The organism is Ruegeria sp. (assembly GCF_965199275.1).
Lineage (GTDB): Bacteria > Pseudomonadota > Alphaproteobacteria > Rhodobacterales > Rhodobacteraceae > Ruegeria.
Genome location: NZ_CBDAQX010000028.1, coordinates 45,281 through 63,911 on the forward strand (window position 1 = coordinate 45,281; position 18,631 = coordinate 63,911).

The 18,631-nt window shown below is 58.5% G+C and carries 18 protein-coding genes and 1 pseudogene; 5 read left to right on the forward strand and 14 right to left on the reverse strand.

The window, feature by feature from the left end; translation table 11 throughout:
* Positions 1-87: 87 nt before the first annotated feature.
* The 4 genes from ACOERD_RS27475 to ACOERD_RS27490 form a co-directional block, all read right to left on the reverse strand.
* Positions 88-687 carry a cytochrome P460 family protein gene (locus tag ACOERD_RS27475; protein ID WP_419741121.1) on the reverse strand — a complete coding sequence of 200 codons (600 nt, stop codon included), beginning with the start codon at positions 685-687 and terminating at the stop codon, positions 88-90.
* Positions 688-911: 224 nt separating this feature from the next.
* On the reverse strand, positions 912-2,102 hold the full coding sequence (gene rlmN / locus ACOERD_RS27480) for a 23S rRNA (adenine(2503)-C(2))-methyltransferase RlmN (protein ID WP_419741122.1): 1,191 nt from the start codon (positions 2,100-2,102) through the stop codon (positions 912-914).
* Between the two features lie 117 nt (positions 2,103-2,219).
* Complete coding sequence (locus ACOERD_RS27485) at positions 2,220-2,387, reverse strand: hypothetical protein (RefSeq protein ID WP_170376001.1); 168 nt, start codon at positions 2,385-2,387, stop codon at positions 2,220-2,222.
* Between the two features lie 147 nt (positions 2,388-2,534).
* The gene (locus ACOERD_RS27490) at positions 2,535-3,068 is read right to left on the reverse strand and encodes an invasion associated locus B family protein (protein ID WP_170376002.1); all 534 of its coding nucleotides are present in this window, start codon (positions 3,066-3,068) and stop codon (positions 2,535-2,537) included.
* Between the two features lie 181 nt (positions 3,069-3,249).
* On the opposite strand from ACOERD_RS27490, the gene ACOERD_RS27495 reads away from it, so the two are divergent.
* Positions 3,250-4,248, forward strand: a complete 999-nt coding sequence (locus tag ACOERD_RS27495) for an asparaginase (protein WP_419741123.1) — start codon at positions 3,250-3,252, stop codon at positions 4,246-4,248.
* A 5-nt stretch (positions 4,249-4,253) separates the two neighbouring features.
* On the opposite strand, the gene ACOERD_RS27500 is transcribed toward ACOERD_RS27495, so the two are convergent.
* Positions 4,254-4,544, reverse strand: a complete 291-nt coding sequence (locus ACOERD_RS27500; RefSeq protein WP_419741182.1) for a YciI family protein — start codon at positions 4,542-4,544, stop codon at positions 4,254-4,256.
* 87 nt (positions 4,545-4,631) lie between these two features.
* Entirely contained in the window at positions 4,632-6,374 is a 1,743-nt protein-coding gene (locus ACOERD_RS27505; RefSeq protein ID WP_419737624.1) for an IS1634 family transposase, read from the reverse strand.
* On the opposite strand from ACOERD_RS27505, the gene ACOERD_RS27510 reads away from it, so the two are divergent.
* A complete protein-coding gene (locus ACOERD_RS27510; protein ID WP_419739268.1) occupies positions 6,367-6,531 on the forward strand; it encodes a hypothetical protein in 165 nt (54 codons plus the stop codon). The genes ACOERD_RS27505 and ACOERD_RS27510 overlap by 8 nt on opposite strands.
* Positions 6,532-6,638: 107 nt before the next feature.
* Here the strand turns inward: ACOERD_RS27510 and ACOERD_RS27515 are convergent, their stop codons facing one another.
* Positions 6,639-8,381, reverse strand: coding sequence for an IS1634 family transposase (locus tag ACOERD_RS27515; protein ID WP_419737624.1), 1,743 nt, complete (start codon positions 8,379-8,381; stop codon positions 6,639-6,641).
* Between ACOERD_RS27515 and ACOERD_RS27520 the strand changes: the two genes are divergently transcribed.
* The gene (locus tag ACOERD_RS27520) at positions 8,374-8,535 is read left to right on the forward strand and encodes a hypothetical protein (RefSeq protein WP_419741124.1); all 162 of its coding nucleotides are present in this window, start codon (positions 8,374-8,376) and stop codon (positions 8,533-8,535) included. The genes ACOERD_RS27515 and ACOERD_RS27520 overlap by 8 nt on opposite strands.
* Here the strand turns inward: ACOERD_RS27520 and ACOERD_RS27525 are convergent.
* From ACOERD_RS27525 to ACOERD_RS27535, 3 genes and pseudogenes are all read right to left on the reverse strand, one after another.
* Positions 8,495-8,746: a hypothetical protein gene (locus ACOERD_RS27525; RefSeq protein WP_419741125.1), complete on the reverse strand. Its 252-nt coding sequence runs from the start codon at positions 8,744-8,746 to the stop codon at positions 8,495-8,497. The genes ACOERD_RS27520 and ACOERD_RS27525 overlap by 41 nt on opposite strands.
* Before the next feature lies 1 nt (position 8,747).
* A pseudogene (locus tag ACOERD_RS27530) lies at positions 8,748-9,197 on the reverse strand (SRPBCC family protein).
* A complete protein-coding gene (locus ACOERD_RS27535) occupies positions 9,185-9,514 on the reverse strand; it encodes an ArsR/SmtB family transcription factor (protein WP_419741126.1) in 330 nt (109 codons plus the stop codon). Before ACOERD_RS27535 ends, ACOERD_RS27530 begins: the two are co-directional and overlap by 13 nt.
* Before the next feature lie 531 nt (positions 9,515-10,045).
* On the opposite strand from ACOERD_RS27535, the gene ACOERD_RS27540 reads away from it, so the two are divergent.
* Positions 10,046-12,349 carry a caspase family protein gene (locus ACOERD_RS27540; RefSeq protein WP_419741127.1) on the forward strand — a complete coding sequence of 768 codons (2,304 nt, stop codon included), beginning with the start codon at positions 10,046-10,048 and terminating at the stop codon, positions 12,347-12,349.
* Here the strand turns inward: ACOERD_RS27540 and serB are convergent.
* The gene (gene serB, locus ACOERD_RS27545) at positions 12,346-13,221 is read right to left on the reverse strand and encodes a phosphoserine phosphatase SerB (protein WP_419741128.1); all 876 of its coding nucleotides are present in this window, start codon (positions 13,219-13,221) and stop codon (positions 12,346-12,348) included. The genes ACOERD_RS27540 and serB overlap by 4 nt on opposite strands.
* A gap of 144 nt (positions 13,222-13,365) precedes the next feature.
* Between serB and ACOERD_RS27550 the strand changes: the two genes are divergently transcribed.
* Complete coding sequence (locus ACOERD_RS27550) at positions 13,366-14,883, forward strand: malonate--CoA ligase (RefSeq protein ID WP_419741129.1); 1,518 nt, start codon at positions 13,366-13,368, stop codon at positions 14,881-14,883.
* Here ACOERD_RS27550 and ACOERD_RS27555 read toward each other — a convergent pair.
* From ACOERD_RS27555 to ACOERD_RS27565, 3 genes are all read right to left on the reverse strand, one after another.
* A complete protein-coding gene (locus tag ACOERD_RS27555) occupies positions 14,870-15,595 on the reverse strand; it encodes a metallophosphoesterase family protein (RefSeq protein ID WP_419741130.1) in 726 nt (241 codons plus the stop codon). The genes ACOERD_RS27550 and ACOERD_RS27555 overlap by 14 nt on opposite strands.
* A 121-nt stretch (positions 15,596-15,716) precedes the next feature.
* Positions 15,717-17,312, reverse strand: a complete 1,596-nt coding sequence (gene serA, locus ACOERD_RS27560; protein ID WP_419741131.1) for a phosphoglycerate dehydrogenase — start codon at positions 17,310-17,312, stop codon at positions 15,717-15,719.
* A gap of 57 nt (positions 17,313-17,369) precedes the next feature.
* Positions 17,370-18,524 carry a phosphoserine transaminase gene (locus tag ACOERD_RS27565; RefSeq protein WP_419741132.1) on the reverse strand — a complete coding sequence of 385 codons (1,155 nt, stop codon included), beginning with the start codon at positions 18,522-18,524 and terminating at the stop codon, positions 17,370-17,372.
* Positions 18,525-18,631: the final 107 nt, after the last annotated feature.

Below are 18,631 nucleotides of genomic sequence, written 5' to 3' on the forward strand. Positions count from 1 at the left end.
CGTTTAACCTGAGGCAATATCATCGAAATGCGCGTTCGACCGTAGGGAGAGGCAGCGTATTTCGATTCAAATCAAACGCAAAGCGATCTAATCACCTTTGATCTGGTAGTCCTCGGGCACGTAGAAGGTGTAGTCCCTGTCGGCCACCTGCACGTGGCAGTCATGGCAATAGGCCACGGCCCCGGCCCGATCGCCCAGAGTGTCGCCAAACAAAGACCCATCGGGCAGTACCATGATGTACCGCCAGTCTGCCGTCTCGGGATTGGCACCTTGGGCCAGTTTCTCCATCACGAACATCGCACCGGGGTAGATCTTGCCCTCATCCGTTACCGTCATGCTGTCCTTGGCCAGAACCGAGCCCATGGGCAAAACCTCACCCGGTTGCAGGGTTCCGTAGTTCAGCGCCATGCGATTGGCGTAGCTGTTCACGAACCGCTGCCCATGTGTGGCCGAGATGTAGGGCGCATCATTGAATAGCGGCCAGCTTTGGTAATTCAAAATGAGATCCAGCTGCGAGGTCGCATAGCCACGGGCCATACGTTTCGACAGCGCGCGATAATGCGCGTTGGCTTCGTCCTTGCTCAGCTCGGCCGGGTTTTCGATGGCCAGATGCGCATCGGGGTCTTCCGCAAAAGCGCCCGTCGCAGATAGCGGTACAAATAGGACTGCAAATGCAATGGTTTTCAATTTACTTCGAGGTCGTTCAATCATTTGGGGCTCACCTGAAATATCAGTTTGCCTACATGCCGCGCGCAGCGAAGAAATAGGCTCGCGGCGAAAAAGCCCCGGCGTTTCAAGGGAAAGCCGAGCGTCCGAAACAGGAACGGACGCCCTAACACATAGCAAATATTGAAGACAAAATCAGCACCGGAAACATTAAGTTTACCGCCGCAACCCTTGGCAGAAGTGGCTTAGTTACCGCTCAACCCGGCCTCGGCCTCGATCTGTTTACGCGATTTGCGCGCACGCTCTGTTGCCGATTTCAACTGACCGCAAGCCGCCATGATATCCTCGCCGCGCGTCTTGCGGATGGGTGAGGCATAGCCGGCCTGGTAGATGATATTCGCAAAGGCCCGGATACGATTGTTCGAGCTGCGCTTGTACGGCGCGCCGGGCCATTCGTTGAACGGAATCAGGTTGATCTTCGCCGGGATCTTATGACGCTTGATGTGATTGATCAGACGATGCGCGTCCTCGTCGCTGTCATTCACACCATCAAGCATCACGTATTCGAACGTTATCCGCTCGGAGTTCGAAACATTGGGATAGCTGGCCAGCGCTTGCAATAACTCCTCAATGTTCCAGCGTTTGTTAATCGGCACCAGAACGTCGCGGGTTTCATCGGTGGTCGCGTGGAAGGAAATCGCCAGCAAACAGCCGATTTCTTCGGCCGTGCGCGCAATTTCCGGCACCACGCCCGACGTGGACAACGTGATCCGGCGACGAGACAGAGAAATCCCTTCGGGGTCCATGGCGATCTTCATCGCGTCGCGGACATTTTCGAAATTGTAGAGCGGCTCACCCATGCCCATCAGAACGATATTCGACAGCAGGCGCGTCTCATCCTTCGGCGCACCGGGGGTCGGCCATTCCTCAAGATCATCGCGGGCCATCATCACCTGGCCCACAATCTCGGCCGATGTCAGGTTGCGCACCAGTTTCTGCGTGCCGGTATGGCAGAACGAGCAGGTTAGCGTACAACCTACCTGAGACGAGATACACAGCGTGCCGCGATCCTCTTCGGGGATGTAAACGACCTCGACCTCATGCCCGCCCGCAATACGACACAGGTATTTGCGTGTGCCGTCCTCTGACACCTGACGGGTGACCACTTCGGGAATTTCGATCACAAAGCTCTCGGCCAGTTGCGCGCGATACGCTTTGGCCAGGTTTGTCATCAGTGCGAAATCACGCACGCCCCATTGGTAGATCCACTGCCAGATCTGACCAGTCCGCATCTTGGCCTGCTTTTCCGGCGTGCCATGCTCGATCAGAGTCGCGCGGAGCTGATCGCGAGTCAGACCGACAAGGTTCACCTTCCCCTCAGGCAGTTTGCGGGGGATGGTCATGACGTCTTGAGTGATCGGCGCTTTGGGCGACATTTGGGTACCTACTGGGCGTATCTCAGGTGGATTCCGGATTGGGATGCGCCTCTATATAGGATCGCGCGCAAAGATCAAAAGGAATCGTATTGACCTCTACGCGCTTTTGTCGCCGGATCAGACTCCTGCAGGCGGAATAAAGCAATCCTCGGCATCCAGTGTTTTCACCGGATCTTCAGGCCCGCATTCTTCACCTGTAATCGGGTAGGTTTCAGGCTCTTTTTCACAGGCCGCCAGAACCAGTGAAGAAGCCAACATCAGAGTGATCAGAGTTTTGTCGAACATATTCAGACATCCTTTGTTATTACTGAACAAATTAGTTCAGATACCAAAAGGACGCGCTTTGATACGGATCAAGCTTTCTGAATATTTGGTAGAATTATGCGAGAAGCTGCGAAATAGACGGGTCGCTTGTGATCGCGACCCGATAGATCAGTTGGTGCAGCGGGTCTCAGCGTCTTCAATCGCGGCGGTAAACCCGAGCAGAGAGAACGTGTCCTTTGTTTGCGTCCCGCGTTCCGAGCGTGCGGTCAGCACAGCCTCGGTCCCGCGCTTCATGGCGGTGACGATCTTGGCATCGTCCTGAGCAGTCGCCGGCCAGGCCCACTCGCCCTCGGTAAACAGTTCGAATTCAGACCCGTCTACAACCAGGTTCACCGTGGAACCGGCCGCAAAAGGGTAGCCACCGGTAAAGGTCACTTGTCCTTTGACCTCGGCATTCGGACGATAGAAGACAAACAGCAAGATGTCGCTGCGGCGCACAGAAACGACACGTCCGCCCCGCGTATTCACGGTTTCCTTGGGGGCCGAAACGCTCCAGCATTCGGTGGGATCATCTTCGACAAAAACGCTCCAATCCGTTTTTGCCGCGACGCGGTTCGTACTTGTCCCCTGTTGTGCGATTGCAGTTGTGGCCATACCCGCCACACACAGACCCGCAAGCACGCGGGTAAGCATTGATCCCATTTGTCCAGCCTCCTAGCTCGACCTTCTACCTCATACCCATCGGAAAGCCATGCGAACCCTGCCAGTTCGTCTTGGAAACGTTGCGCATTCCGATGATTGTCGACATACACACACTAACGCAGGTTTCGCCACACGCGAAAGGGCGATTGGCAGAATTTTGCGCATAAATCCGGAGGTCCAGATGACGCAGCCCATCCCGATGACAGAACTGTGGCGCGGCGATCTGTTGGAAAGCCTGCATCTGGGCCATGCAGTGGTCTGCGATGACACCGGGCAGATCATGCAAAGCTGGGGTGATCCGAACGCAGTGATCTACCCGCGATCCTCGGCCAAGATGATCCAGGCTTTGCCTTTGGTTACGTCTGGCGCTGCGGCAAAATACGGGCTGAACTCGGAACATCTTGCGCTGGCCTGCGCCTCGCATAACGGGGCCGCCATTCACACGGATCGCGTCTCAGTCTGGCTGGATCATCTGGGTCTCACCGAGCATGATCTGCGCTGCGGCCCGCAAGAGCCCGCCGACATCGCCGCGCGCGACCGGCTTATTCTGGCCGACGATACGCCGTGCCAGATCCACAACAATTGCTCGGGTAAACACTGCGGGTTTCTGACCCTGTCTCAGCATATGGGGGCCGGACCGGAATACCTTGAGATCGACCACCCTGTTCAACAGGCCTGCTTGTCTGCCATCGAGGAAACAACCGGCGAGACTAGCCCCGGCTACGGCATCGACGGATGCTCGGCCCCGAATTTCGCGACTTCGCTGGTCGGGCTTGCGCGCTCCATGGCGTGGTTTGCCTCGGCCTCTGATCGGTCAGACCGGTCGAGCGATGCGGCGCAGCAACTGACCGCCGCGATGATCAAGCACCCAGAGCTTGTCGCGGGCGAAACCCGCGCCTGCACAGAGTTGATGCGCGCAATGAATGGGCGCGCTGCGATCAAGACCGGGGCCGAAGCCGTCTTTGTCGCGATCCTGCCGGATAAACGCATGGGCGTTGCTCTGAAGATCACCGATGGCACCACCCGCGCCAGTGAATGCGCCATCGCGGCCATTCTGGTCAGCCTCGGGGTGTTGGAGGCTGATCACCCGGCCACGCGCAAATTCATGAATTCCAGGCAATACAGCCGCCGAGGGCTGGAATGCGGCGTGATCCGACCCGCGCCGGGCTTTCCGAACTAAAGCAGCTACATTTCGATTTCGTGGATTTCCGCCACTTCGACCGAGCCTGATCCGTTGATGACCATCGGGCAACCTTTGGCCATCTCGGTCGCGGCATCAATGCTGTCGGCTTTGATCACCGTGAAGCCAGAGGCTGGGTTAGCCCCGCCATTGTCGACGACACCGCCGTTGCTGACGGTATAGGATTGGCCTACCGGGTTTCCCGGGATATCCAAAGCCTCGCCCATGTTCTGAAACCATGCGCCCCATGCGGCCATGGTTGCTTCGACCTCCTGACTTCCGACATTTTTTCGTATAAGTCATTGATATTATTATGCCTTGGTTGCCAAAAGGCACTACACGGACTTTTTTCGCCAGCGATTGTTTCGGAGTGTTGAGGGAGCTCAGGCTTTGGTCTGGCCAGTTTTTCGGGTGCGCCCGGGGGGTATCTTGAAAGGGGCTTCGTTCCAGGTCAGGCCGACGCAGGTGAGGATGCGTCTGGCATCGACCGTGGCATGGCTTGGCATGCCGTAGCGGTCAGGGGTGCCTTTGTGGCGCAGGATCGAGAGCTGCAATGCGTTCAACTCGTTGCGGATACGAGCCGGGCTCATCGGGTGTCCGAGCAGGTCCAGATGCTTGCGCAGGTGCTGCAGGCAGCAGAAGGCCATGTAGCAGATGGCGATATGGGCCCGGACCCGACGCGGCGACCAGTGATAGATGGGCCGGATTTTCAGATCGTGCTTGTTGGTGCGGAAGCAGGCTTCGATCTCCCACAACTGGTGATAGCGGGCAATGACGTCCTGTGCCTCCAGTTCGTCCGCACCATGAACAACAATGGCATGCAGCCCGTCCCATTGTGCCGCTGCCTTGATCTTTGCATCATCCAGCGTGACGTCCCCGCTGTCGGGGAAGGCCAGGAAGCGGCCATATCCCCGGCTGCTGAAGCTGCCGGGTTTGCGAGAGCGCTTGAGCTTCTTGTGCAGCTTTTCGATTGCCTTGTCGCGCTTGTGGGCATCATTGCGTGCCCGGGTGGGTGACCAGGTCACAATGACCCGCGCTCCCTCCTGGTCGATCACCTTGTACCAGCCCTTCTCGGTTGCCTCTTCAGAACCGTGTCCAGCCCAAGGCTGGCGTCCCTCCGGGCTCAAAATGTTCGCCTTCACGGCGGCCGGGGCGGACTTCATGCGATAGCCGAGGATGTAGGGCAGACCCTTGTTCTGCAACATCTGCTGGTTGTCCTTGCTGAGCATGGCGGCATCGGCCACGAACGTGACCCTGGCCACGTCGAAGCGTCCCTCCAACGCCTTCAGCGCAGCTTCCAGCGTATGACCTTCCCAGGTGTTTCCCGGGAAGAGTTCATAGCCCACAGGCAGCCCATCGGAGGTGACGATCAGCGCCAGCATGACCTGAGCGCGGTGATGCTTGCCATCCTTGCTGAAGCCCTTGGCCAGAAGATGATCCTGCTCGACCCCGTCCGCATCCTCGGCCGGGTCCTCGCGCTCGGTGTCAAAGGCCAGGGTCGTGCAATCGTAGAACAGCACGGTCACTGGCCCGCCCAGCAACTTCTCTGCCGCCGCGTGAGAGGTTTTGCAAATCCCGTCTATCACCGGCGTATTGATGTAATCCATGCTCCGATAGACCACGTCCAGATTGAGCGTGATGCCTGCCTGGTTCTCCAACGCCTCCACGGTCGCGCGCTTGCTCTCGGGCTGTGCGATCCGCGCCATAACCAGCTCTTTCACAATGCGATTGGCACTTTTACGCGCCGCCCCCAGAAGGGCCCCCCAACCCAGTTGGTCATACATCGTCCCCATGACATCCCGCAGACCCAGAGAGACCCGCGCCTCCTCACGGCACTCGGCAAGATCAACGCCAAGCTTGTCCGGCCGCGGAGCGCGGCGCACCAGCGCCTGCAGATCGGCATATTCCGTGGGCGTGAACAGTTCCATTTGCGGCGAGCGATCAATGCGTAATTGCTCCATCAAGCGGCCCGCCAGACGCTTGATATCCTCAATCTCGCTGTCGTTATGGGCCACACCCACATGGCGCAGGATCTTCTGGCGTACCTTGGAGCCGGTGCGGACGGATTCAACGATCTGGATCCGTGTGCGGTTGAGCTTTGCGTCATGTTTGGTGCGGATGAACATGGGCGAAGAGGTTAGCCATCTGAAGGCCCATGTCAATACTTTTTATAATAATGGGGCACTACAACGCGCCTCTGAGCAACCACACCTGAAAACAAACCAAAAACCCAGTCAGATCAACAAAAAGGTCGGAAGTCAGGAATGCTGTCGGCTTTCCTGACTTCCGACATTTTTTCGTATAAGTCATTGATATTATTATGCCTTGGTTGCCAAAAGGCACTACACGGACTTTTTTCGCCAGCGATTGTTTCGGAGTGTTGAGGGAGCTCAGGCTTTGGTCTGGCCAGTTTTTCGGGTGCGCCCGGGGGGTATCTTGAAAGGGGCTTCGTTCCAGGTCAGGCCGACGCAGGTGAGGATGCGTCTGGCATCGACCGTGGCATGGCTTGGCATGCCGTAGCGGTCAGGGGTGCCTTTGTGGCGCAGGATCGAGAGCTGCAATGCGTTCAACTCGTTGCGGATACGAGCCGGGCTCATCGGGTGTCCGAGCAGGTCCAGATGCTTGCGCAGGTGCTGCAGGCAGCAGAAGGCCATGTAGCAGATGGCGATATGGGCCCGGACCCGACGCGGCGACCAGTGATAGATGGGCCGGATTTTCAGATCGTGCTTGTTGGTGCGGAAGCAGGCTTCGATCTCCCACAACTGGTGATAGCGGGCAATGACGTCCTGTGCCTCCAGTTCGTCCGCACCATGAACAACAATGGCATGCAGCCCGTCCCATTGTGCCGCTGCCTTGATCTTTGCATCATCCAGCGTGACGTCCCCGCTGTCGGGGAAGGCCAGGAAGCGGCCATATCCCCGGCTGCTGAAGCTGCCGGGTTTGCGAGAGCGCTTGAGCTTCTTGTGCAGCTTTTCGATTGCCTTGTCGCGCTTGTGGGCATCATTGCGTGCCCGGGTGGGTGACCAGGTCACAATGACCCGCGCTCCCTCCTGGTCGATCACCTTGTACCAGCCCTTCTCGGTTGCCTCTTCAGAACCGTGTCCAGCCCAAGGCTGGCGTCCCTCCGGGCTCAAAATGTTCGCCTTCACGGCGGCCGGGGCGGACTTCATGCGATAGCCGAGGATGTAGGGCAGACCCTTGTTCTGCAACATCTGCTGGTTGTCCTTGCTGAGCATGGCGGCATCGGCCACGAACGTGACCCTGGCCACGTCGAAGCGTCCCTCCAACGCCTTCAGCGCAGCTTCCAGCGTATGACCTTCCCAGGTGTTTCCCGGGAAGAGTTCATAGCCCACAGGCAGCCCATCGGAGGTGACGATCAGCGCCAGCATGACCTGAGCGCGGTGATGCTTGCCATCCTTGCTGAAGCCCTTGGCCAGAAGATGATCCTGCTCGACCCCGTCCGCATCCTCGGCCGGGTCCTCGCGCTCGGTGTCAAAGGCCAGGGTCGTGCAATCGTAGAACAGCACGGTCACTGGCCCGCCCAGCAACTTCTCTGCCGCCGCGTGAGAGGTTTTGCAAATCCCGTCTATCACCGGCGTATTGATGTAATCCATGCTCCGATAGACCACGTCCAGATTGAGCGTGATGCCTGCCTGGTTCTCCAACGCCTCCACGGTCGCGCGCTTGCTCTCGGGCTGTGCGATCCGCGCCATAACCAGCTCTTTCACAATGCGATTGGCACTTTTACGCGCCGCCCCCAGAAGGGCCCCCCAACCCAGTTGGTCATACATCGTCCCCATGACATCCCGCAGACCCAGAGAGACCCGCGCCTCCTCACGGCACTCGGCAAGATCAACGCCAAGCTTGTCCGGCCGCGGAGCGCGGCGCACCAGCGCCTGCAGATCGGCATATTCCGTGGGCGTGAACAGTTCCATTTGCGGCGAGCGATCAATGCGTAATTGCTCCATCAAGCGGCCCGCCAGACGCTTGATATCCTCAATCTCGCTGTCGTTATGGGCCACACCCACATGGCGCAGGATCTTCTGGCGTACCTTGGAGCCGGTGCGGACGGATTCAACGATCTGGATCCGTGTGCGGTTGAGCTTTGCGTCATGTTTGGTGCGGATGAACATGGGCGAAGAGGTTAGCCATCTGAAGGCCCATGTCAATACTTTTTATAATAATGGGGCACTACAACGCGCCTCTGAGCAACCACACCTGAAAACAAACCAAAAACCCAGTCAGATCAACAAAAAGGTCGGAAGTCAGGAATGCTGTCGGCTTTGATCACCGTGAAGCCAGAGGCTGGGTTAGCCCCGCCATTGTCGACGACACCGCCGTTGCTGACGGTATAGGATTGGCCTACCGGGTTTCCCGGGATATCCAAAGCCTCGCCCATGTTCTGAAACCATGCGCCCCATGCGGCCATGGTTGCTTCGACCTCTGCGGGGTCAGTTGGGGTGTGGCCCCCGTGATAAACAAACAGATATTGGGGCATTTCAGTCCTCCTTGAATGAAATCTTTTGGCACTGCGCTTCGAGTTTGCGCAGCGAGGATGTCCAGCCTGTGTTGTGGTTCTCAGCTGCCTCGGCGTCCGCGAGTTCACGGTGATCGATAACAAGTCGGGCGCCGGTTTCAGTTGCCGCTATTGAAAAAGTCACATGGCTTTCAGGCCCGCGTTGATCCTGGTCGTCATGCCAACCCTACGTGAAGCCAACCGAGTTCGGTGGAATAACATGCGTGACATGCCCCGAAACCTTGAATTGCTGCCCATCGCTGTTTTCCATCACCGAAAACCATGGGCCGGTTCTTGAAAAATCCAGATTGTGATCCGGCACATGCATGCCTTCCGGCCCCCACCACTGCAACAGTTTTGAGCCATCTGTCACCCAGGTAAAAAGGTCCTCCGGGCTGACGGGAAAGTCCCGCTCCAATTTCAGGTCGGCCATGAATTTTCCCTTTCCAAGATGTCACCCAAACGATCCAGACTGCCTTCCCAGAACTGCCGTTTCGAGATCGTCCACTCGGCAATCGCACGAAGGCCTTCGGAGTGGACGGAATACAACCTCTGGGTGCCCAGCACGCGTTGTTGCACCAATCCTGCCTCGCGCAGCACCTTCAGGTGGCGCGAGATTGCGGCACCTGACATGCCTTTGCCTTCGACCAGGTCTCCGGCGGGCAGTTCGCCGCCGTCCATCAGCTGCTCGACGATGGCAAACCGAGTGCGGTCAGATAGTGCGGAAAAGGCTGCAATAAGATCGGTCATGATTATTATTTAACACAATTGTTAAATAAAGGAAAGCCTACCTTTTTGTCGGCGCCAATCAGGAAAATTGGCCGAGCCCCTTCTTTTCGTGTATATGTGAAAAGGTTCATAGACCTGCTCCAAAGACACAAGTTACGGTGTTATGTGTGAGTTTAATAAGTTGTTTTATTTTAGGAGGCTTGAGATGCGCTTCGCGTCCACTTCATTGTTTTTCGCCTGTACCCTTGTTGTTGCAGGCTGTGCATCCCCTTGGTCACAGACTGAGACTGTCACCCCGACTGCAACCGCCCCTCAACCAACCCCTGCGGCGGCGGTAGCGACAACTCCCGCGCCTGCCGCCACAACGACGGCGGCAGTAGCCCCTGCAGCAGCCCCCGCGGTGACCCCGACGGCCGTTTCATCGACAGCGCCTCAAAATGCGTATGACCGCGACGGCGGAGATGGTGGTGGCGGCGGCGGCGGTGGCGGCGGTGGTGGAGACGGTGGCGGCGGCGGCGGCGGCTGGGGCGGTTAAGCCGGAGACGACACCACATGCTTAAGCTTGGGTCTAAAACTGGTCGGCGCCATTTACTAGCAGCTGCGTCTATCTTAACGATTTGCGCAAGCGGCCTCAGCGCGCAGTCCTCGTCGGCAACCAGCGCTAACAGCAGGGTTGCGATCGTCATCGGCAATCAGGACTACACGAGCGTTGGCGACCTGACCAATGCCAGAAAAGACGCCGAAGACATCGCGGACATGCTGCGAGACTTCGATTTCCAAGTCTTCGACGGCTATGACCTGACCAAACGCGAGTTTGAAGAGCTGATCCGCACAGCGGTTCTGAACATCCCGGATTCCGCAGATGTTCTGTTCTACTATGCGGGTCACGGCATTCAGATCGGGCGGCGAAACTATTTGCTGCCCGTGGATGCCAAGTTCGAAAGCGTCTATGATGTGCCGCTGGCAACGATGACGCTGGATCGCGTGATTGACACCCTATCCGCCCGCAGCGCGGCCCATGTGGCCATTCTGGACTCGTGCAGGGACAATCCGTTTCAAGACCTCAGATTGGCGGCCGATCTGGACGCCAACCTTTTTGAGACCCGCGAAGGGTTCGATGTTTTCAAGACACCGCTGAACTCACTGGTAGCCTATTCCACCTCGCCCGGTGCGGTGGCCAGTGACGGCGAGATCGGCCACAACAGCCCCTATACGGCGGCTGTACTGGAAACTGCCCAATCCTCTCCGTTTGAGAATATCCAACAGCTCTTTCCGGTCATTCGCGAGAGGGTTCACACCAAAACATCGGGCCAGCAGATCCCTTGGGAAAGCTCGACACTGGTGCGCCCGTTTTACCTGGCGCAGCGAAAAGTCGAGGTTGAACCAGAGGCGCTGGAGGATGGCGCCCCACAATCCCTATCGCTCAGTTATCAGTTTGATAAATCCGTCCCATTGTCCCAAAGCCTGAGCCAAGCGCTGGGAAGGGACATTGTAGATGTGCGGGTGACGGAAACCCCTGACCGGGGTGCTGTCAGCGCAAGCGAAACATCTCTGACCTATACGCCCGAGATCACGGACACACGTGCCGTTGACCTGCCCAAAACCGATTTTGCCGATACCTTCGCAGTCGAAGTCGTAACCGCTGATCAGACGCGACAGACGGTTGAGGTCTCTCTGGAATTGGGGATGAATGCCTGCGATCTCGAAGCGGGGGATGCGCTGGATCTTAATGGCGTTGGCGTGTTTCGCCTGCCGAATGAGCTGGATATCACCAAAGGTCTGGCCGCCTGTTCGCAAGCGGTCGAGGACTATCCGGAAAACGCACGGTTCCAGTATCAACTGGGCCGTTTGCAACAAGCCGCAGGAAATGTGTCTGGCGCCTTTGAGAGTTTCACGACCGCTGTCGACGGCGGGCATATTCGCGCCAAATACGCTCTGGCAACTTTGTTGGATACACAGCGCATCGACCGCGCGGTCACCAAGACCCCTTATGACCCGGATAAAGCGCGCGCGCTGTTAGAAGAAGCCATCGCCCAGCAAGACCCCTATGCCATGCACCGGCTGGGCCAACAACTGCTGCGCAAAGGTGAAACGACCGAAGAGAAAAACCGCGGCTTCGAACTGTTGGAACGGTCGGTCGAGCTTGGACATACCTATTCAATGAATGAACTGGGCATGTATTTCCTGCGTGAAAACTCGGAACGCTATATCCCCGAGCGTGGGTTGCGATATCTCCGCGCTTCCGAACTACGGCAGGACATCTATGGGTACGACAATCTGGCCTATGTCTCGCTGAATGGTCTGGGCGGCAATCCGGTCGATTTCGACAAAGCTGAATCCTATTTTCTGGCGGCAGCCCAAGGCGGGCACCCCACCGCTCCGGCCAGTATCGCCCGCATGATCATGCGGGACCAGCTACAGGGCCGGCCCCGTACCGAGGCTTTGGCCTGGTACGATACATCGCTGGAACGCGGTGACGCCTGGGGTGGTGCGAACGGAGCTTATATCATTCTGGACGGTCAGGTACCGGGCAAAGGTCCCGCTGACGCCGCGCTCAGGGCAGCCAAAGCAGCCCTGCTGCCGAATGAGGAACCTGCCGCGCAGGCTCAGTCGCAGCTGAACAGCCTCTCGCGCGGCGATTTGGATCGGGCTTTGCAACTGGCGCTGAACGAACTTGGGGAAAATGTCACCGTCGATGGCCAAGTCGGCCCGGCGACTTTGACTGCGCTCGAGAATATCAGCGCCAAGTTCGGTGTTCCAGTTCCCTATGCCGCCGCCAGCGATCCAAAGGCCCGGTTGTTGCTGGCCGCGCGTGTGTACTGGGCGCAGAATCCGGTGCGCTTTGACTTGTTTTAGACGCTGAAATCAGCCTTGCTGTAACCTTGAATGTAAAGCAGGGCCGTCAGGTCTCCGTAATTGATCCGCACGTCGCACTCAGCCGCAACCGAGGGCTTTGCGTGCAGTGCAACGCCGGTTCCGGCCCGCCCCAACATGCCCAGATCATTGGCTCCGTCACCAACCGCGATCACGTCGCCCTCGGACAATCCAAGCGTTGCAGTGATCCGCTCCAGCGATTCAACCTTGGCCTTCCGCCCGAGGATCGGGCGCTGCACATCGCCCGTCAGCTGCCCATTCTCGGTCAACAGCGTGTTCGCCCGGTTCTCATCAAACCCCAACTGCTCTGCCACGCGGGCCGTGAATGCCGTGAACCCGCCCGAGACCAAGGCCGCATAGCCGCCAGCCGTGCGCATGGTCGCCACCAACTCGCGCCCGCCGGGCATGAGGGTGATCCGCGTGTTCAGAACGTGGTCAATGACCGCCTCATCCAGCCCTTTCAACAAGCCAACCCGTTCGATCAGCGCGCCTTCGAAATCCAGTTCACCATTCATCGCGCGGGCGGTGATGTCCTTGACGCGCTCACCGACGCCCGCCTCATCCGCCAGCTCATCAATGCACTCCTGCTGGATCATGGTGCTGTCCATATCCGCCAGCAGCATTTTCTTGCGCCGCCCCTCGGATGGCTGAACGACCAGATCAACGCTCATTTCCTGCAGATCGGCCCAGACGTTCCAACGATTGTCTGGCATCTCGGACAGTGTGAACTCGGCCGCCTCACCGGGGTTGAGCCACGTGACCTCACCCCCGCCCCACGCATTTCGCAACGCGTCCACCATCGGGACCTCAAGAGAGGGCGTGGCGGGATTTGTCAGCAAGGTGGCAACGTACATGGCAGGTCTCCGGCAATCTGCATAGCGCATATCGCAGGTGCAGCATTTTCGCCAGAGTTGGTTGGAAATATCTGGCAAACGGGGCTTTACGGTCCCGGTTTTCCCCGCCAGATTCAGCCCGCGACGCACGGAAAGGAACCCCGAATGGCCAACCCGCTTTATGATCGTCTGTTTGGCATTCACGCCGGGAAAACCACGCCGTTCCTGCATCTGCCCGACGGTCAGGTTCTGACCCACTCCGCCTTTCTCGACATGGCCGCGCAGCTCGCCAACGTGCTGACAGGGCTGGAGCTTGAGCCCGGAGATCGCGTCGCCGTTCAGGTCGAAAAATCGCCCGAGGCGCTTGCCCTCTACGCCGCATGCGCGCAGACTGGGTTGATCTTCCTGCCGCTCAACACCGCGTATACAACTACTGAGCTGCAGTATTTCATCGAAAACAGCGGCGCGAAGCTAGTGGTCTGCGATATCGCGAACGAGGCTGACCTGACCCCGATAGCCCAAGCGCAAGACGCGCATCTTGAGACGCTGAACGCCGATGGCAGTGGCAGCCTGATGCGCCGCGCGCTGGGTATGCTGCCTGCGTTTGAACCTGTTTCACAGTCCGAAGATGATCTGGCCGCGTTCCTTTATACCTCTGGCACCACGGGGCGGTCGAAAGGTGCGATGCTGACGCAGGCCAACCTGCTGTCCAATGCCGAAACGCTGGTGCAGGAATGGCGCTTCACCAGGAACGATGTGCTGCTGCATGCGCTGCCGATCTTTCACACGCATGGACTGTTCGTGGCGACAAATGTGGTGCTGGCCTCTGGCGGGTCGATGATTTTTCTGCCCAAATTCGATCTGGACGACATCCTGCGTCTGATGCCTGGTGCGACCTCAATGATGGGGGTTCCTACCTTCTACACGCGCCTGCTGGGCGATGACCGGTTTACCGGAGATCTGGCGCGCCATATGCGGCTGTTCATTTCGGGCTCGGCGCCTCTGCTGGCGGAAACTCATGAGCTGTTCGAGGCCCGTACCGGGCATCGTATCCTCGAACGCTATGGCATGACCGAGACCAATATGAACACCTCGAACCCCTATAACGGCGAACGCCGCGCCGGGACCGTCGGGTTCCCGCTGCCGGATGTCGAGCTGAAAGTCACGGACCCCGAAACCGGCGCGCCTTTGCCACAAGGCGAGATCGGCATGATCGAGGTTCGCGGTCCGAACGTGTTCAAGGGCTATTGGCAGATGCCCGAGAAGACCGCGGCCGAACTACGCAAGGACGGGTTCTTTATCACCGGCGATCTGGGCCGGGTGGACGAGGATGGCTATGTCCATATCGTTGGCCGCGGCAAAGACCTGATCATCTCGGGCGGTTACAACATCTACCCCAAGGAAATCGAGCTTCTGCTGGATGACCAACCCGGTGTTCTGGAAAGCGCGGTCATCGGTGTGCCGCATCCGGATTTTGGCGAAACGGTGCTGGGCATCCTAGTGCCTCAGCCCGGACAGGTCCTGGATCTGGATGCCATTCTGGCGCGCGTTCAAGACCAGCTGGCCCGGTTCAAACACCCGCGCAAATTGATCGTTTTGGATGAGCTACCCCGCAACACCATGGGCAAGGTGCAAAAAAACGCCCTGCGCGAGACCTATAAAGACAGCTTTACACGAGGCTGACCCGGCCCTTTTCAGTCAGCTCCCAGCAGGTGCGGCCTTCGAAGACAACGGCACTGGCTGGGCGTCCATACCCCGCGCCGGTATCCAGATTCACGCGATTGCCGCAATGCATCACCCGGTCGACCGGAGTATGGCCGTGAACGATCACCTTGGGATGGGGCTCGGTATGTTTCAAAAACTCTTGCCGGATCCAGACCAGATCGTTTTCATCCTGCTGATCCAGCGCGATACCGGGGCGGATGCCCGCATGAACGAAAGCCAGATCGGGTGTCTGGTGCATCAAGACCAGCCCGCGCAGGAACGCACAATGATCCTCGGGCACAGCCTGCAACGCCATGGCGTGCACATCCTCAAGCCGGGTCTGCCCCTCGAACACGACCCCGTAGCTGGCAAGTGTTTCGACCCCGCCCAGACGCTCATGCAGCCAGTGGTATCCGACCAAAAGATGCGGATCATGGCGAGGGAAGTCCTCAAGAAACCATGCAAACATGCGGTCGTGATTCCCCTTCAAAGTGATCCAGTCCCGCCCTGCCGCACGTCCCGCGATCAAGCGGTCGAGAACACCCCTACTGTCCGGCCCCCGGTCGGTATAGTCGCCCAGAAACACCACCTGAGCCTCAGGCCCGCCATCGCGGTCGATCAATGAGAGAAGTCGGTCGAACTCGGCGCTCTGCCCGTGCAGGTCGCCAATGGCGTAAATCGGTTTAGTCATGAAAAGGTCTCGGCTGCTGTCACGGCAGTTTAGCGGCGAAAGCGTTGATAGCGCAATCAGGAACACCCGCGCCGGTCCTTGGCGCGGGTGTCAAATTGTCTGAAATGACAAAGGGTGCCAATCAGGCGACGTCGAACTCCAGCGGTTTGATCTGCGTGAACAAGCCCGTTTCCGCCAGCTTAGCGCGCGCCTCGGCTGGCACAGGTTCGTCCACATAGAGCAGCGCAATGGCCTCGCCACCCGCCTCTGACCGGCCGAGGGTGAAGTTCGCGATGTTGACGTCGTTCTCGCCCATGGTCTGACCCAGCGCGCCGATGATGCCCGGCACATCCTCGTTGGTGGTGTAAAGCATATGCGCCCCGATCTCGGCGTCGATATTGATGCCTTTGATCTGGATGAAGCGAGGCTTGCCGTCGCTGAACACTGTGCCACCGATCGAGCGTTCGCGCTTGGTGGTCACGACGGTGACCTTGATGTAGCCCTCAAAGGCACCGGACTTGTCCTGATTGGTGGTCGAGATCTTGATACCACGCTCTTTGGCCACAACGGGCGCCGAGACCATGTTCACCTCGGGATTGGACTTCTTCATGATCCCCGCAACGACGGCGCAATTCAGAGCGGCCAGGTTCATGTCAGCCGCGACACCATCATAGAGAATGTTGATCGCCTGCACCGGCTCATCGGTCATCTGGCCGATGAAGCTGCCAAGATGGCCCGCCAGTTTGATCCACGGGCCCATGACCTTGGCCTCTTCAGCTGTCACGCTGGGCATGTTCAGAGCGTTTTCCACCGCACCGGTCAGCAGATAGTTCGAGATCTGCTCGGCTACTTGCAGCGCCACGTTCTCCTGCGCCTCGGTCGTTGCCGCGCCAAGGTGAGGCGTGCAGACGACGTTGGGCAGGTTGAACAGAGCGTTTTCTTTCGCCGGCTCTTCGCTGAACACGTCAAACGCCGCGCCTGCGACATGGCCCGATTGTAGCGCTTCGGCCAGGGCTTCTTCGTCGACCAGACCACCGCGGGCACAGTTGATGATCCGCACGCCCTTCTTGGTCTTCGCAAGGTTTTCTCGGCTCAGGATATTGCGGGTCTGATCGGTCAGCGGAACATGCAGAGTGATAAAGTCAGCGCGGGCCAGCAGCTCGTCCAGCTCGACCTTTTCAACGCCCATCTGCGCGGCTTTCTCTTCACCCAAATAGGGGTCATAGGCCACAACCTTCATCTTCAGGCCAAGCGCGCGTTCGCAAACGATACCGCCGATATTGCCCGCCCCGATCACGCCGAGGGTTTTGTTGGTCAGCTCGATGCCCATGAACTTGGACTTTTCCCACTTACCCGCATGGGTCGAGGTGCTGGCCTCGGGGATCTGCCGCGCCACTGCGAACATCATCGCAATCGCATGCTCAGCGGTGGTGATCATGTTGCCGAACGGCGTGTTCATCACGATCACACCCTTCTTCGACGCCGCATCCTTGTCGATATTGTCGGTCCCGATCCCGGCACGACCGATCACTTTCAGTTTGTCGGCTTTCTCCAGAATGGTCGGTGTAACTTTTGTGGCCGAACGGATGGCAAGGCCGTCATACTGACCGATCACCTCGGCCAGTTTGTCTTTGTCCTTACCCAGATCGGGCATGAAATCCACGTCGATGCCGCGATCGCGGAAAATCTGCACGGCGGTTTCGCTGAGCTTGTCAGATACGAGTACTTTGGGGGCCATTTTCTCTGGTCCTTGAATTGTATGGAAGGTCCGGGCCTTGGACGGCCCGGTGAAAAGTCAGGCAGCCTCAGACTGCGCCGCGATCTCGGCCTCAAAGGCCCATGCCAGCCATGGCAGCATCGCTTCGATATCCGAGGTCTCAACCGTACCGCCGCACCAGATGCGCAGGCCTGCAGGCGCGTCACGATAGGCACCGATGTCCAAGGCGATATTCTCGGCCTCAAGCCGTTTGGCCACGGCTTTCGCGAATGCTGCACCGTCCTGAATGCGCCCATCTGTGAATTTCAGGCAGACCGAGGTGTTCGACTGCGTCGCCTCGTCCTCAGCAAGATTGGCGATCCAATCGTTCTGGTTGCAGAACGCATACACCGCACCGGCATTGGCATCGGCACGAGCGATCAGCCCCTGCAACCCACCAACCGAGCGTGCCCAGTCCAGCGCAAACAGGTAATCCTCAACCGCCAGCATCGAGGGCGTGTTGATCGTGGCTCCGGTAAAGATACCGTCGATCAACTTGCCGCCCTTGGTCAGACGGAAAATCTTGGGCAAAGGCCATGCGGGTGTATAGCTCTCCAACCGCTCAACGGCACGCGGGCTCAGAATCAGCATCCCGTGGGCAGCTTCACCGCCCAGCACCTTCTGCCAACTGAAAGTGGTCACATCCAGTTTGTCCCAGGGCAAGTCCATCGCAAAGGCGGCCGAGGTCGCATCACAAATCGTCAGGCCCTGACGATCATCGGCAATCCAGTCGCCATTGGGTACGCGCACGCCCGAGGTTGTGCCGTTCCACGTAAACACAACGTCATTGGAGAAATCGACCGAAGCAAGATCAACGATCTGCCCGTAATCTGCGGTCTTCACCTCGGCGTCGATCTTCAGCTGCTTGACCACGTCAGTCACCCAGCCCGTGCCGAAGCTCTCCCAAGCCAGCATTTCAACCTTACGCTCTCCCAGCAGCGACCAAAGCGCCATCTCAACCGCGCCAGTGTCCGAGGCGGGAACGATACCGATCTTGTAGTCCGCCGGAATGCCCAGAATCTCGCGCGTGCCTTCAATGGCCGCTTTCAGCTTGTCCTTGCCGACAGCAGCACGGTGCGAACGACCCAGCGCGGCATCGGCCAGTTTGGACAGATCAAATGTGGGGGGTTTGGCGCAGGGGCCCGAGGAAAAACGCGGATTCGCCGGCCGCGTCGCCGGTTGTTCAATGCTCATCTGTATTACCCTTCCAGATACACGCCCCTCGTTGGGGAGGGGTGTCCCGCCGACAGAGCTATGAGGCCTTCGCAGACGCAGCAAGCGAAAAAGACGCTTTCACCGCA

Excerpts from the sequence above, each read along its gene's own strand:
- rlmN (WP_419741122.1), bottom strand. The coding sequence starts at position 2,102 with ATGTCGCCCAAAGCGCCGATCACTCAAGACGTCATGACCATCCCCCGC.
- ACOERD_RS27485 (WP_170376001.1), bottom strand. The coding sequence starts at position 2,387 with ATGTTCGACAAAACTCTGATCACTCTGATGTTGGCTTCTTCACTGGTT.
- ACOERD_RS27490 (WP_170376002.1), bottom strand. The coding sequence starts at position 3,068 with ATGGGATCAATGCTTACCCGCGTGCTTGCGGGTCTGTGTGTGGCGGGT.
- ACOERD_RS27495 (WP_419741123.1), top strand. The coding sequence starts at position 3,250 with ATGACGCAGCCCATCCCGATGACAGAACTGTGGCGCGGCGATCTGTTG.
- ACOERD_RS27510 (WP_419739268.1), top strand. The coding sequence starts at position 6,367 with ATGAACATGGGCGAAGAGGTTAGCCATCTGAAGGCCCATGTCAATACT.
- ACOERD_RS27505 (WP_419737624.1), bottom strand. The coding sequence starts at position 6,374 with ATGTTCATCCGCACCAAACATGACGCAAAGCTCAACCGCACACGGATC.
- ACOERD_RS27520 (WP_419741124.1), top strand. The coding sequence starts at position 8,374 with ATGAACATGGGCGAAGAGGTTAGCCATCTGAAGGCCCATGTCAATACT.
- ACOERD_RS27515 (WP_419737624.1), bottom strand. The coding sequence starts at position 8,381 with ATGTTCATCCGCACCAAACATGACGCAAAGCTCAACCGCACACGGATC.
- ACOERD_RS27525 (WP_419741125.1), bottom strand. The coding sequence starts at position 8,746 with ATGCCCCAATATCTGTTTGTTTATCACGGGGGCCACACCCCAACTGAC.
- ACOERD_RS27535 (WP_419741126.1), bottom strand. The coding sequence starts at position 9,514 with ATGACCGATCTTATTGCAGCCTTTTCCGCACTATCTGACCGCACTCGG.
- ACOERD_RS27540 (WP_419741127.1), top strand. The coding sequence starts at position 10,046 with ATGCTTAAGCTTGGGTCTAAAACTGGTCGGCGCCATTTACTAGCAGCT.
- serB (WP_419741128.1), bottom strand. The coding sequence starts at position 13,221 with ATGTACGTTGCCACCTTGCTGACAAATCCCGCCACGCCCTCTCTTGAG.
- ACOERD_RS27550 (WP_419741129.1), top strand. The coding sequence starts at position 13,366 with ATGGCCAACCCGCTTTATGATCGTCTGTTTGGCATTCACGCCGGGAAA.
- ACOERD_RS27555 (WP_419741130.1), bottom strand. The coding sequence starts at position 15,595 with ATGACTAAACCGATTTACGCCATTGGCGACCTGCACGGGCAGAGCGCC.
- serA (WP_419741131.1), bottom strand. The coding sequence starts at position 17,312 with ATGGCCCCCAAAGTACTCGTATCTGACAAGCTCAGCGAAACCGCCGTG.
- ACOERD_RS27565 (WP_419741132.1), bottom strand. The coding sequence starts at position 18,524 with ATGAGCATTGAACAACCGGCGACGCGGCCGGCGAATCCGCGTTTTTCC.